The following is a 13493-nucleotide window of genomic DNA, read 5'->3' on the forward strand; positions in this document are numbered from 1 at the left end:
ATAGGCAGTCAAATCAGCAGCGAAGGGTCGTTACTCATAAATGCCCAAAATATTAGTGGTAAAGCGGTTGACCTGAACAGCAAACAAGGCAGTATTCAACTTTCTGCCCAAAACAATATTTTACTTGAGAATGGGTTAGACCTGAGTTCTATGTCTAGCCAATTTCATTCAAAAGGTTCATTTGGTAGTAAGAAATCATCAACTTATGATGAGAATACAACCACTTCAATCGCCAATCAGCTAAATGCTGGGAAAAATATTATTTTAAATAGCCAACAAGGCAATATCACTGCGACACATTTACAAGTAGGTGCTGGTGATAGTATCCAGATTCAAGCTTTACAAGGTAATGTCAACCTACTCTCAACAATCAATGAAAAGAGCGTAAGCGAAACATCTTCAAAATCTAACTTTGCGACCTATAACAATCGTCAAAAGGGTTATATTGATCAAGAAGTTTCCCAAACCCAGTTGGTTGCTGGAAAAAATATTGATATCAATGCAGCTAAAAATATAGAGTTACAAGCCAACGATATCACGGCTGGGCAAAGTATTTTTGTAGGCAATACTTTGATGCAACGTCAAGTCGATGGGACATTGAAATCTGCTGACGGTTCATTGATGCCTGAAAATGTAAAACTGACTACGCTGGAAACACAAGATCAGCAGTGGGATGAACAACAAAAAGGTTATCGTGGCGTTGTTAAAGAGTTAATGAAAGTCACCGAAGTTGGTCTGGCTGGCGTTCAATCTTTATTCCCTGGCGTTAAAGTAGATACCAAACTGACAGTGGGTGAGTCCAACAGCAAACGTGAAGAGCAAATTAAGCAAACGGGTACAAATTTAACAGCGAACAATGTTTATGTTGGATCATCAGGTCAAACTACACTGACCAGTGCTGATATTACTGCAAAGAATACGATCCTTTCAGGTCAAAAGGTGACATTGAATGCTGCCGAAGAACAAAACATTTCAGTCACTTCACATAGTAAGGAAACCATTGAAGGATTAGGCGTTAAGCTCAACAAAGATAGCGTGCGTTTAGGTGGTTTTGTTTCAGAAGATACCACGCAAAGTACTAAAACTACTGAAATAACCCATAAAGTAGGTTCAATCCAGACTGAAAACCTTAAAATACAAGGTGCTGAAGGGGTAGACATACTCGGTCAAAATATCAAAGCGACAGGTGATACTGTTATTGATCATGGTCGAGGTGATTTAAATATTGGTGGTTATGAAAATAAAACCACGGTTGAAGATAAGACGCATAAGGAAACGATTAGTACTGAAGTTGGGGTACGAAATGCATACTTGGACGCCGCGCTTGCAGTAGGCGCTGTCAAAGATGCAGCTGAGGCCGTTAAACAAGCCAAAGATCAATATAGTCAGGCACAGCGTGACTATGCATCAGGAAAAATCACCAAAGAAGCTTTGAACGATACCAAAGCCAATGTTGCATTGGCAACCGCCAATCTTGCCAATGCACAGATTGCGGTAGGTTCGGCAGCAGCAACCGCAGCAGCAAGTTCAGCAACTTATGGTTTTACCATAGGTGCAAATGGTGAGCGTATCGAAACCACCACCACCACAAACACCACCCAAGGTAAATGGCAAGGCAGTCAGTTAGAGTTAAATAACCTCACGCTTAAGTCTGAAAATCAAGACGTGAATGTTCAAGGTAGTCGTCTCACAGCAACAGGTTTAACCACTTTTGATGGTACCAAAGATTTAAATGTAAGTGCTGGGAAAGAACAGAGTCAACAAGATACCAGCAGTAAAACCAACAACCAAAGTGTGAGTTACACTTATGGCGGTGGTGGTAGCGTATCGGTGGGCAAGCAAACATCGAAATCACATGATGAAAGTCTGACAAATGTAAATAGTACGGTTGATCTCAACACAGTATCTGGATCTTTAAATAAGTTAAATATCCAAGGTGGAGTAGTCAGTATTGCAGATCGTGGCGATATAAAAGTCAATCAAATCCATGTTGAAAGTTTACAAGATACAGCAACAGGCAACAGTAGCAGTAAAGGTGGTTCAGTTGGTGTAGGCATTGGTTCAGGTGGTGGCAATGTCACGGCAACTTATAATCAAGCCAAAGGTCAAAACGATAAAGCTTGGGTGAATGAAACTAGCAAATTGCTTATCGGCAATGCTCAAAATGATGCAGACCTCGATGCGATGGGTGTGCAAAAGGTGAGTAATATTGGTGGTGTGATTGCCAATGCAAATAAGAATGCTGATGGAACTTTAATAGATCATGGCAAACTGAATTATACAGGGGCACTTGAGCTTAAAGATATTCAAGATCATAGTTCTGAAAGTAATCGAGGCTTCAATGTATCGACCAGTGTGGGTAAATCTATCAAAGGAGAGAGTAAGGAGAGTTCTCTTCATCCAAGTGGTAGTACAACGGTTGGTTTACAAAGCACAGGGAGTGAAAAAGAGCAGATAACCAAAGCGACAATGGGTCAAGGCACAGTGAAAAATAGCACTGAGCTGACCAACCGTGATATCAACAATACTCAAGAAATCACCCGAGACCAAGTGACAGGTTTATTAAATGGTTCAATAACTGTAGACAATCGTTTACTGACAGAGAATGGTCGTGCTCAGATTATTCAAGAGCAGAAGGATTTACCGCAGAACAGTAAAATTATTGCAGGTTCAACAGCGACAGGCGGGTTAATTTTAGGCTCTGGTATTGTTGGGTTGTTGGATGAAAAAGGTTCAGTACAAGATGCAACAACATTAACTAAAAATAATGCGAACGTAGCGTATGATGCTGAAATGGCTGCTAACTTACAGCTCATCCAAGATGGAATATCCAATAATATTATGGATAACCAAAAACTGATCAATGAATATAATGATCAGTTGACCAAAGGAACATCTATAAAAAATACAGATGTTAGTTTGGTCGAAAGTTTATTCAATGAAAATTATTTAAAAGCGGATGCAACGACCAATATCACCAATAAAACAGATATTTATCTTGATAAGGACGCTCAGAAAAATACTGTAAATCTGGTGACACATGAAGATGCGCATCAGGTTGGTTTTGGAGAGAAATCATCAGAAGCTTTAGGTTGGATGGGAGAAGCTGCATTTAATGTCAATAGTTGGGTAAATTCATCAAATATTGATACTGCTAAAACCCAAATTCAGAATATTCCAAAAGTTGAAGTTGCAGGTATTAATGATGCTCAAACACAACTGAATTTATTAAAAGCTAATACTGAAAAATACGAGTCGCAGATAGCAAATAATGATGAATTTGATGAGCATTTGACGAATAAAAGATTTGTAGATTTACAGAAGTATTTGGAAATTTGCAAATCATCGCCAAACGCAAATGGGTGTAGTCAAGCAGATAAAAATAAACTTGTTGCTAAGATAAAGCAAATAAGTGCTGATAATTTATCAGTATATAAATCCTGCAAAGCATCTGGTCAATCTGCCTGTATGGAGAAAAATGTACAACAAATTTGGGCAGCTGAACAATTTGATGATAATAAGTTAAAACAATTATTAGGATCAACGAATGTTGGACTCGCCTCTAATTATGATGTTAAAGCAGCAGATCCTCAATTGTTTAAGCAATTAGAGTTTTTGCAGTATGCTCAAAAAAATTGCCAAGGTATGAGCTATGGTGACTGTGGTACAAAATATACAGTTAGTCATCGCAGTGCTGCGGAAAATATATTAATTCCTGCAAAATCTAAAGTATTGGATTATATCGTTGGAGAAAAACCAAAATCTGGAGCAAGTTACTATCTTGCAGGTATAGGCTATGTCGCTACAGAAATTCTATTTCCAGAAAGTGGGACAGATGTAGCACTAATGGCAATTGGAGGCGCTGCAGGTAAAGGTGGTAAATTAGCAGGTACTGAACTAAAGGCAGAAAGTGGTCTTGCAAATGCTGTAGAAGGTTCATATGTTAAATTAACAAATCAAGCACCTGAAGGCCTTGCAATTTGTTTAAATGGAGTTTGTTTCACAGCAGGAACATTGATTGAAACAGATCAAGGTTTTAAAGCAGTAGAAAACTTTGTTGGTGGTGAACGAGTTTGGTCAAGAAATGATAGAACATTAGAGTATGGTTACCGTCCTGTTATTGCGACAAAAGAAACGACTGATCAAGTAATTTTCGAAGTTGTTATTCAGAATCAACAAGGTCAACAGGAAAAGCTTGAAACCACTGCTGAACATCCGTTTTGGGTTAAGAACTATGGCTGGTTGAAAGCATCTTTGCTTCAGTCAGGTATGAAGTTGGTTGATCGCAATGATGAAGAGTTAACGATAGTTAGCCAAGTACTTGTTCCGAATAAGCTTGAAACTGTTTATAATATTGAAGTTGATGGATTCCATACATATCATGTAGGTGAGCTGGGAACATGGGTTCATAATGCGAATTGTTGCGAAATCAAAGCACCTAATAGTCCAATTAAACCTCCTACACAAACACCATCTACGATTACAAAGATAGATGGCAAATATTTTGATTTGAAAGCTGGGCAAAAAGGTGCATGGAATAAACTTGCAAATAAACCTGAAGCGAATTCAATCTATAAGTTTGATAATGGTTATACTTATAAAACCGATGCAAATGGTCGTGTAAGTAATGTTGAAGCAAATTTGAAGTTAGAAACGAACGATCGAAATAAATATCAGCAGACAAATTCAGGTAAAAATAATGGGAGGCTTCCAGATGATCATGGTGGTCACTTAATTGCTTCTATGTTTAAAGGACCTGGTGAAGGAATAAATATCGTTCCGATGGACAAAAAGTTTAATGGTGGTGGTGGAGACTGGGGTAAGCTTGAAAAAACTTGGCAAGATGCATTAAAGGCCAATAAAGAGGTGAAAGTTTCGATTCAGCCAGTCTTCTCAGGAACTAGTAAACGACCCGATAGTTTCATTGTGATTCAAAAAATAGGTTCAGCTAAGGCTACTCAAGTAACATTAAAAAATACTGCTAGTGGAAAATAATTTATGAATGAGCAAGAAATACATCAAAAAATTGGTGAGCTTTTATGGTCAATAATGGCAAAAGAAGCAAAAACTATTTTTTGTGAAGGATATATTTATCCTGACACGAATTCATGTAGTTTTGAATGGTTAACTAAGAATGGTAAAAAAGATTCATTTAACTTTGATAAAGTTCCAGTTGAAATTGGTAATAAAATCATATTGTTAATGGAAGACCTAAGATCAATGGAAATGTTTACAGAAAAATGGACTCATTTTAAAATTTCTTTGACGGAAGAGGGAAAAATTGATTTTGCATTTGCATATATTCCAAAAGTTGACTATTGGCCTGGATTGTTTATGAAAGGCGTAAGTGAGTTAAACGAAGATGAGTTGGATACATATAACATTCCATTAGAAGACTGGGAAGAGTGTGTGAAGTTAAAAGAACAGAATAAGTAGGAAAATGTTTTTTATAAAAGCCTTGAGTTTTGTCTCAAGGCTTTTTTATTTACGCTGTCCCGTTCTGAAATTGTGGATAATCAAAAACTGATCAATGAATATAATGATCAGTTGACCAAAGGAACATCTATAAAAAATACAGATGTTAGTTTGGTAGAAGGTTTATTCAATGAAAATTATTTAAAAGCGGATGCAACGACCAATATCACCAATAAAACAGATATTTATCTTGATAAGGACGCTCAGAAAAATACTGTAAATCTGGTGACACATGAAGATGCGCATCAGGTTGGTTTTGGAGAGAAATCATCAGAAGCTTTAGGTTGGATGGGAGAAGCTGCATTTAATGTCAATAGTTGGGTAAACTCATCAAATATTGATACTGCTAAAACCCAGATTCAGAATATTCCAAAAGTTGAAGTTAAGGGTGTTAATGATGCTCAGGCACAACTGGATTTATTAAAAGCTAATACTGAAAAATACGAGTCACAGATAGCAAATAATGATGAATTTGATGAGCATTTGACGAATAAAAGATTTGCAGAAGTATTTGGAAATTTGCAAATCATCGCCAAACGCAAATGGGTGTAGTCAAGTAGATAAAAATAAACTTGTTGCTAAGATAAAGCAAATAAGTGCTGATAATTTGTCAGTATATAAATCCTGCAAAGCATCTGGTGAATCTGCTTGTATGGAGAAAAATGTACAACAAATTTGGGCAGCTGAACAATTTGATGATAATAAGTTAAAACAATTATTAGGATCAACGAATGTTGGACTCGCCTCTAATTATGATGTTAAAGCAGCAGATCCTCAATTGTTTAAGCAATTAGAGTTTTTGCAGTATGCTCAAAAAATTGCCAAGGTATGAGCTATGGTGACTGTGGTACAAAATATACAGTTAGTCATCGCAGTGCTGCGGAAAATATATTAATTCCTGCAAAATCTAAAGTATTGGATTATATCGTTGGAGAAAAACCAAAATCTGGAGCAAGTTACTATCTTGCAGGTATAGGCTATGTCGCTACAGAAATTCTATTTCCAGAAAGTGGGACAGATGTAGCACTAATGGCAATTGGAGGCGCTGCAGGTAAAGGTGGTAAATTAGCAGGTACTGAACTAAAGGCAGAAAGTGGTCTTGCAAATGCTGTAGAAGGTTCATATGTTAAATTAACAAATCAAGCACCTGAAGGCCTTGCAATTTGTTTAAATGGAGTTTGTTTCACAGCAGGAACATTGATTGAAACAGATCAAGGTTTTAAAGCAGTAGAAAACTTTGTTGGTGGTGAACGAGTTTGGTCAAGAAATGATAGAACATTAGAGTATGGTTACCGTCCTGTTATTGCGACAAAAGAAACGACTGATCAAGTAATTTTCGAAGTTGTTATTCAGAATCAACAAGGTCAACAGGAAAAGCTTGAAACCACTGCTGAACATCCGTTTTGGGTTAAGAATTTTGGTTGGTTAAAGTCTTCATTACTTCAATCGGGGATGACTTTACTAGATCGGAATAATGAAGAGTTAACAGTTGTTAACCAGGTACTGATCCCAAATAAAGTTGAAACTGTTTACAATATTGAAGTTGATGGATTCCATACCTATCATGTAGGTGAACTAGGTACATGGGTTCATAATGCGAATTGTTGTGATATTAAGTCAACTAATGCCTTTGTACCAGTAAAACCAAAGTTAAATTATGCTGTTGATATAGAAAATAAAGGTCATGGACTCCAAAACATTGATATTTCTACAAAACAACGTTTTGATGAAAAAGGTATTCCAGCAGATACCAGAACAACTAAGTCATTTTTGTATTCATCATTTGATTCAAAATCGGGGGAATTCTATATTCAAAAAATGGAAGCGTATCAGAAAGGTAATAATACTGGGAAGGAAATGCTTTCTCAAGCAATTGAAAAAATAGGATATTCTAAAATTAACTCTGCAAAAGCTGAATTAGCAGATACAAATAAATTAGCTTTTGAAAATGCTTATACGAAATCTGGAAATACAATTGAAGCAGTTAATAATACACCTCTAGGCAAAGCTATGAACGATCTTGGATTTAAAGTGGATTCAATTGATAGAAATTTAGGTGGTATGCCAAAAGTTAAATTTATTAGGAAATAATTTATGTTAAAAGAATTTGTAAATAAAATGATTGAATTAAAGCGATATGATGATCTTTTGGAACTAATGAGTGGAGATTCAAATTACTGCCTTGATAATCCAGTAAATCTACCCATTACAAAATCAGATATTGAGCTTCATTTGATGTCAATCCATCATGTTCGTTTTTTAAAAAAGTTTGGTCATACTGATCAAGTAGTATTTGATGAAGATGGGAAAGTATATCAATGGTATATCGATTATTTTGATAAATGGCTTGATAGTGGAGTTAAAGGACTTGAGGTAGTTGAAGTAGAAAATTATTTGAAAGACCATCCATTTCCGAGAGCTTGAAGGGCTTTGTTGCACAAACCTGTTCTTAAAGGCTTCTTTAGCAATATAATTTTCGAATGAAGAAGCCTATCCCGAAAATCTATCGTACTATCAATTGGTCCTCGTACAACCAAGCTCTAATTAATCGTGGTGATCTCACCATTTGGTTTGATCCAAATACCCAGTGGTATGCTAAGGAAAATGGCAAACAAGGGCGTACTCCAACCTATTCAGATGCAGCGATACAATGTTGCTTAATGATTAAATCTCTGTTCAGACTCACGTTACGCATGGTCAAGGGTTTTATTCGAAGTTTAATTAAATTATCAGGATTAAACTGGACAGTGCCCGATTATTCTACGCTGTGCCGTCGCCAAAAACATGTTGATATCGCAATTCACTATCAGAAAAGTAATGATGGACTTCATCTATTAGTCGACTCCACTGGGCTAAAGTTTTTGGGTGAAGGTGAGTGGAAACGTAAGAAACATCAGCCTGGATATCATCGACAATGGCGTAAATTACATATTGGTATCGATGCTGAAACCCTGCAAATACGTGCAGTTCAGCTCACTAAAAACAACGTCAGTGATTCTCAGGTACTCGGTGATTTACTTAATCAGATTCCACCAGATGAACCAATCGATTCCGTTTATACTGATGGAGCTTATGATACGAAACAATGTCGAGAAGTGATTTCCGATCGGCAAGCTCATGCAGTAATCCTACCCAGAAAAAATGCTAAACCTTGGAAAGATAAAAAAGTTCATTCGCAATAGCGAAATGAATTACTTCAAACAGTTAAACTTTTAGGTAGGACACTATGGAAAAAATGGTCAGGCTATCATCAGCGGAGTTTGGTCGAAACCAAGATGCATTGCATCAAATTATTAGGCGATCGACTACATTCAAGAAACTTTCAAAGCCAAGTCAATGAGATTCATGCACGTGTGGCCGTACTTAATAGATTTACAGAGTTAGGTCGTCCTCATACCCGAGTTGTAACTTAAATTTGAGTGAGTTGGGGGATGCTTCAAATTATAAATCTTTGTGCAACAAAGCCCTTTGCATATTAGATTGGACAGCGCCAGACTACAAAACGCTTTTTAGAAGACAAAAACATATTGATATTGCGATTAGCTATCAAGAAAGTAGCGATGGACTGCATCTACTCGTAAATTCTACTGGCTTGAAATTTCTAGGTGAAGATTGACCAATGTTTCATGTAGATAAACCCAATAACATTGACCTGACTCAACTTTGATACAAGCCGTCGATATCCGTAATGTATCAGGTTCATGGCTTTGTTGATGTTCTTGATATTGAATCCAGCAGTGGTTGTCTGCTTCAAATAACGCGCGAGTATTTAAAATTTTAATTTTTAATGCAGGTTTATTCCCTATATTTTGACTAAACAAGGCATTTATTTCGGGTAAACCAATGACATTGCCTTGCGGCGTAATCATTTTAAAATTTGGGTCAAAACTGGCTAAGAGTTGATTTAGGCTTTCTTTTGCATTTTGACCTGTAAATACGTTTTCAATCAAAATATGTAAATCGATGACATGTTGTAATGCATTGTCCATAGGATTAGACATGGGTTTTCTCCTTAAAAATGGAAATTAATGATAAAAGGCACAGCACAGCTGCAATCAAAAAAGTATGCTGATAACGTATTAAGTCATTTGCAGCAGGCAACAGACTAAAGATTGAAATAAGGGCAACTGTACCTAAACTAAAAGCGACTTGTCGATTAATGTTCCACAGCACACTGCCTTGTAATAAGTCTTGGCCGTTAAAATCGATGAGGGCACTGATTTGGGCAGTATTGGCACTTAGACCACCCCCCATTCCCATCAGTAGATAAGCAACAATCAAGATGCTTAAATCATTGGCATTTGAAACCCAGAACAGCAGTGAAATTCCTAAACTATGTAGTGTAATACCGATTATAAAAAGCTGCTTTTTACCGAGATGACGATAGAGAAGCCCACCACTGGTCATCGATACCAATGCACCCACTGCATAGAGCAGCATAAATAAGCCAGTCTGTTTTGCATTAAACCCAAGGTTACGTTGTAAATTAAAGATACTCAGTAAATTCACACCAGTGAAAATACCGGGTACTGCGTAATAAACGATAAATGCATTGCGTAAATTATAATTTTTTAGCAATTGCAAGTTAAGAATCGGATGAGCAGATCCTTTCGCGTATTTGAGGTAAATCAGAAGCATTGTGACGGAAAGTAGAAAGCTACTGATCGCGAGTACAACACTATGGTAATCGTTAAATAATGAGAAAGAGAGTAACAAACACAACAGGCTGACATTGACCATAAATAGTCCTAAAAAGTCAGGTTTCCCAGACGTTTTAGCTTTATTTTCTTTGATCCATCGCCACGCTAAAAAAGCAGTGATCATGGTAAAGGGAATATTGGCAAAAAACACCCAACGCCAAGATAAAGCATCAATAATTATGCCGCCAATCGTTGGTGAAAAGGCTGGTGCAATTAATGCAATTGCCATGATCATTGTGGAGATACGTTGCCGTTCATGGTTTGGAAACAGTGCAAATACCAATGCTTGACCGACAGGGATTAATAATCCGCCAGCCACACCCTGAACAAATCTCCATAAAATTAAACTATGGATTGATTCACTCATGCCAATCAACCAAACGCTGACGGAAAAGAGCAGCATTGAATAACACAGCAATTTCCGATCACCCAATACGCTTGCTAACCATAAGCTCATGGGCATGATTAAAACCAAACCTAAAATATAAGCATTGCTTACCCATGCAACCATCGATGGGCTGACTGAGAAAGCTGTTGCTATATCAGGTAAGGCAATTGCAGACATGAAAATATTGATGCAATCAATAAAGAACCCAAGTAAAAACACTGTTGCTATTTTATAGCGATATGACATAGCGACCTCCAAGATGCAGGAGGGTACGATTCAGTCCTTTTATTGTCGATGCATGCGAAGTAAAATCATTGTTTAATAATTTCAAACAATCAGTGTGATTATGCAAAAAAACCTAAAACAGATTATAAGTTTTCTGCAAGTGGTTGATTCAGGATCATTTACCAAGGCAGCAGAGATTTTGGGTTTAAGTCGATCGATGGTGAGTATTGATATCAAGCATTTAGAACAGCATTTAAATGTAAGTTTGCTAATACGTAATACGCGTAATATCGCACTGACTGAAATAGGCAAAAGCTTTTATGAGGATTTCAAACACATTCAATTGCAAATCGAAGAAGCTTTTGAGCGCAGTCAAAACTTAGCCACAAGTATCACAGGGATATTACGTTTTTCATCGACCAATGAATTTGGGCGGAAATTCATCTTGCCTTTGCTGGGGGAGTTTTGCCACCAATATCCTCAATTACAACTACAATATTCTTTTAATTCCTCTTTAGATGATTTGGTCACTGAAAAATTAGATTTGGTCATTCGGTTAGGAAACTTAAAAGACTCATCCATGCGGACACGAAAAATTGCTGAATATCCGATTTATTTAGTTGCCAGCCCTGAATTTTTAAAACGTTATCCGATCAATAGTATTGCTGATTTAGCACATGTTCCTTGGATTGGTCATCGTTTATTGAATTGGCAGGATGCGCAATATGTTTTACAAAATGATCAAGGTGAAAAACATACATTGCCTTTTGTTAGAAGTCAGTATGAATCTAATTCGGCAGAAGCGATACATCAGATGACACTTGCTTCATTGGGTGTTGCGATATCTCCAGCTTGGTTGGTCGATGAAGATATTCAGCAAAATCGTTTAACTCGGGTGTTAGCTGATTTTGATTTACCTGTACAAAACGTCCAATTGCTTTATCCGAATACGGGAACCTTGCCTGCAAAAACTCGTGTCTTTATCGATTTTTTGGTGCAACGACTGTGTATTTAATCATGTCAAAATATATGTTGATATTGAGAATAGATAAAATGCATGGTCAATTGTTCGACTAGATTTAGCCAGATCAATTGTTTATATAAAACCAACAGGATATCATCAAAAAATATCACAACTCATCTGTATACATCTCAGTAAAATATAGCAAGATGAGCTTCGGTCTAAAAAGAATCTATAAAATGGTGTTGATGTTCTATGCGTGAGCCGTCCTCCTATCCGCCAGTTTCTGTGCCCATGAATCAGCAAGCATTGATTCAAAAAGGTGATATTGCACCGCAAACGCTGGTTGCCTGTGAGGAATGTGACACGCTCTATCATCGAATTCAGCTGACCCAAGGTGAACGTGCTTATTGTCTCTGTTGTGGTGCTGAGCTTTATCGGCAAAGCAAGCCATTTAGTGTTTTATTGGCAATGGTCACAACAGCGCTGATCGTATTTGTGATTGCCAATAGTTTTCCGATTGTTAAGGTGGAATTGCAGGGTAATGATTCCCAGACAACCCTACTGGGTGCTGCATGGGCGATGTTTCATGCCGGGCAAGGGCCCGTAGGTGTGCTGATTCTTATCACGACTTTCGTGGTGCCTCTATTGGATTTGTTACTGCTGTTCTATGTCCTTTCATCAGTTCATTTCTTTAAAGTTCGGCCTCGTTATTTAGTTGCAGCATTTCGTACCTTGTTTTTATTTAGAACATGGGGAATGGTTGAGGTATTTTTGATTGGGGTATTGGTCACCTTGGTTAAACTGGTCGGAATGGTTGTGGTGATTCCAGGCGTTGCATTATGGGGATTCTCCATACTGAGTGTATTACTGGTTTATATTGCCTCAGTAAAAGTCAAAGATCTTTGGGATGAGATCGACAGGAGACTTACATGAAAACTGAACCGTCTCAGGCTAATTTTTCAAAATACTCAGCGAATATAGACAGTAACAATTCGCTGCAATATCCAAGAGCCAAAGATTTGTCTTTGGTGCTTTGTCATTGCTGTGGAACGCTCAATAAAGAGGTTCCAGAGGCTGAAGCAAAACACGCCTCACATTGCTTGAAATGTCATAGTGTGCTGCATCAACGTAAACCAAAGAGCTTAGACAGAACCCTTGCTTTGGTGATTGCTGCTAGTATTTTGTATATTCCAGCCAATGTACTTCCGATGACCGTCACAGATTCTTTGTTAGGTAGTCAGCAAGATACGATCATGAGTGGTGTGATCTATTTTTGGCAGAATGGGGATTATTTGGTTTCTGCTGTTATTTTTATGGCCAGTATCTTTATTCCCATGTTAAAACTTTTGATTCTGTGTTTTCTGTTGATTGCAGTAAAAATGCAGTCTTCTAAACGTTTGCATTTTTCACCTGAGCATTGCTCAATGCTTTATCGGATTGTCGAGTTTATCGGTCGATGGTCGATGATTGATGTTTTTGTGGTGGCTTTATTGACCGCCCTGATTCAGATTCAATCACTGGCAACTATTCTCGCTGGGCCGGGCGCGGTTGCTTTTGGTGCAGTCGTGGTTTTAACCATGTTTGCTTCACTGAGTTTTGACCCGCGTATTATTTGGGATAATTATTCTGCTGCCCAGAATACGCGTAACAAGAACGGGCTTTCCCTGCAAGGCTCAGATGTGATTCACGTGGATCATCCTCCCTTGAATCATGATTTATCTAATTCCAGTCAATAAAACAA

At 37.5% G+C, this 13493-nt stretch carries 10 protein-coding genes and 4 pseudogenes; 12 read left to right on the forward strand and 2 right to left on the reverse strand.

The genetic code is table 11. From position 1 onward, the window contains the following. From AC4CVF_RS01810 to AC4CVF_RS01850, 9 genes and pseudogenes are all read left to right on the forward strand, one after another. Positions 1-2679 (forward strand): annotated as a pseudogene (locus tag AC4CVF_RS01810) (hemagglutinin repeat-containing protein); the annotation flags it as partial. 1347 nt (positions 2680-4026) lie between these two features. Further along, positions 4027-4995: pseudogene (locus AC4CVF_RS01815) on the forward strand (DNA/RNA non-specific endonuclease); the annotation flags it as partial. Positions 4996-4998: 3 nt separating this feature from the next. Continuing rightward, complete coding sequence (locus tag AC4CVF_RS01820) at positions 4999-5436, forward strand: hypothetical protein (RefSeq protein ID WP_419329016.1); 438 nt, start codon at positions 4999-5001, stop codon at positions 5434-5436. 72 nt (positions 5437-5508) lie between these two features. Further along, positions 5509-6027 carry a hypothetical protein gene (locus tag AC4CVF_RS01825; RefSeq protein ID WP_490788810.1) on the forward strand — a complete coding sequence of 173 codons (519 nt, stop codon included), beginning with the start codon at positions 5509-5511 and terminating at the stop codon, positions 6025-6027. Next, on the forward strand, positions 5987-6307 hold the full coding sequence (locus tag AC4CVF_RS01830; RefSeq protein WP_490788811.1) for a hypothetical protein: 321 nt from the start codon (positions 5987-5989) through the stop codon (positions 6305-6307). The genes AC4CVF_RS01825 and AC4CVF_RS01830 overlap by 41 nt, the downstream gene beginning before the upstream one ends. Continuing rightward, complete coding sequence (locus AC4CVF_RS01835) at positions 6304-7566, forward strand: polymorphic toxin-type HINT domain-containing protein (RefSeq protein ID WP_490788812.1); 1263 nt, start codon at positions 6304-6306, stop codon at positions 7564-7566. The genes AC4CVF_RS01830 and AC4CVF_RS01835 overlap by 4 nt, the downstream gene beginning before the upstream one ends. A 3-nt stretch (positions 7567-7569) precedes the next feature. Continuing rightward, the gene (locus AC4CVF_RS01840) at positions 7570-7899 is read left to right on the forward strand and encodes a hypothetical protein (protein ID WP_419329014.1); all 330 of its coding nucleotides are present in this window, start codon (positions 7570-7572) and stop codon (positions 7897-7899) included. Positions 7900-7955: 56 nt separating this feature from the next. Then, positions 7956-8888, forward strand: a pseudogene (locus tag AC4CVF_RS01845) (IS5 family transposase). Between the two features lie 53 nt (positions 8889-8941). Then, positions 8942-9085: pseudogene (locus tag AC4CVF_RS01850) on the forward strand (transposase); the annotation flags it as partial. Here the strand turns inward: AC4CVF_RS01850 and AC4CVF_RS01855 are convergent. Beyond that, on the reverse strand, positions 9060-9476 hold the full coding sequence (locus tag AC4CVF_RS01855; protein WP_336951998.1) for a hypothetical protein: 417 nt from the start codon (positions 9474-9476) through the stop codon (positions 9060-9062). The pseudogene AC4CVF_RS01850 and the gene AC4CVF_RS01855 overlap by 26 nt on opposite strands. Next, positions 9469-10809 (reverse strand): MFS transporter, encoded by a 1341-nt coding sequence (locus AC4CVF_RS01860; protein WP_490788813.1) that lies wholly within the window; start codon positions 10807-10809, stop codon positions 9469-9471. Before AC4CVF_RS01860 ends, AC4CVF_RS01855 begins: the two co-directional genes overlap by 8 nt. A 100-nt stretch (positions 10810-10909) precedes the next feature. Here AC4CVF_RS01860 and AC4CVF_RS01865 point away from each other — a divergent pair, with 100 nt between their 5' ends. The 3 genes from AC4CVF_RS01865 (at position 10910) to AC4CVF_RS01875 (ending at position 13488) form a co-directional block, all read left to right on the forward strand. After that, on the forward strand, positions 10910-11803 hold the full coding sequence (locus tag AC4CVF_RS01865; protein WP_336951996.1) for a LysR family transcriptional regulator: 894 nt from the start codon (positions 10910-10912) through the stop codon (positions 11801-11803). 240 nt (positions 11804-12043) lie between these two features. Then, positions 12044-12685 carry a paraquat-inducible protein A gene (locus AC4CVF_RS01870; RefSeq protein WP_336952138.1) on the forward strand — a complete coding sequence of 214 codons (642 nt, stop codon included), beginning with the start codon at positions 12044-12046 and terminating at the stop codon, positions 12683-12685. Further along, complete coding sequence (locus AC4CVF_RS01875; protein WP_336951995.1) at positions 12682-13488, forward strand: paraquat-inducible protein A; 807 nt, start codon at positions 12682-12684, stop codon at positions 13486-13488. Before AC4CVF_RS01870 ends, AC4CVF_RS01875 begins: the two co-directional genes overlap by 4 nt. Positions 13489-13493: the final 5 nt, after the last annotated feature.

Source organism: Acinetobacter sp. LipI_19 (assembly GCF_058242925.1).

Coding starts and splice junctions, on each gene's coding strand:
- AC4CVF_RS01820 (WP_419329016.1), top strand. CDS start 4,999: ATGAATGAGCAAGAAATACATCAAAAAATTGGTGAGCTTTTATGGTCA.
- AC4CVF_RS01835 (WP_490788812.1), top strand. CDS start 6,304: ATGAGCTATGGTGACTGTGGTACAAAATATACAGTTAGTCATCGCAGT.
- AC4CVF_RS01840 (WP_419329014.1), top strand. CDS start 7,570: ATGTTAAAAGAATTTGTAAATAAAATGATTGAATTAAAGCGATATGAT.
- AC4CVF_RS01855 (WP_336951998.1), bottom strand. CDS start 9,476: ATGTCTAATCCTATGGACAATGCATTACAACATGTCATCGATTTACAT.
- AC4CVF_RS01860 (WP_490788813.1), bottom strand. CDS start 10,809: ATGTCATATCGCTATAAAATAGCAACAGTGTTTTTACTTGGGTTCTTT.
- AC4CVF_RS01865 (WP_336951996.1), top strand. CDS start 10,910: ATGCAAAAAAACCTAAAACAGATTATAAGTTTTCTGCAAGTGGTTGAT.
- AC4CVF_RS01870 (WP_336952138.1), top strand. CDS start 12,044: ATGAATCAGCAAGCATTGATTCAAAAAGGTGATATTGCACCGCAAACG.
- AC4CVF_RS01875 (WP_336951995.1), top strand. CDS start 12,682: ATGAAAACTGAACCGTCTCAGGCTAATTTTTCAAAATACTCAGCGAAT.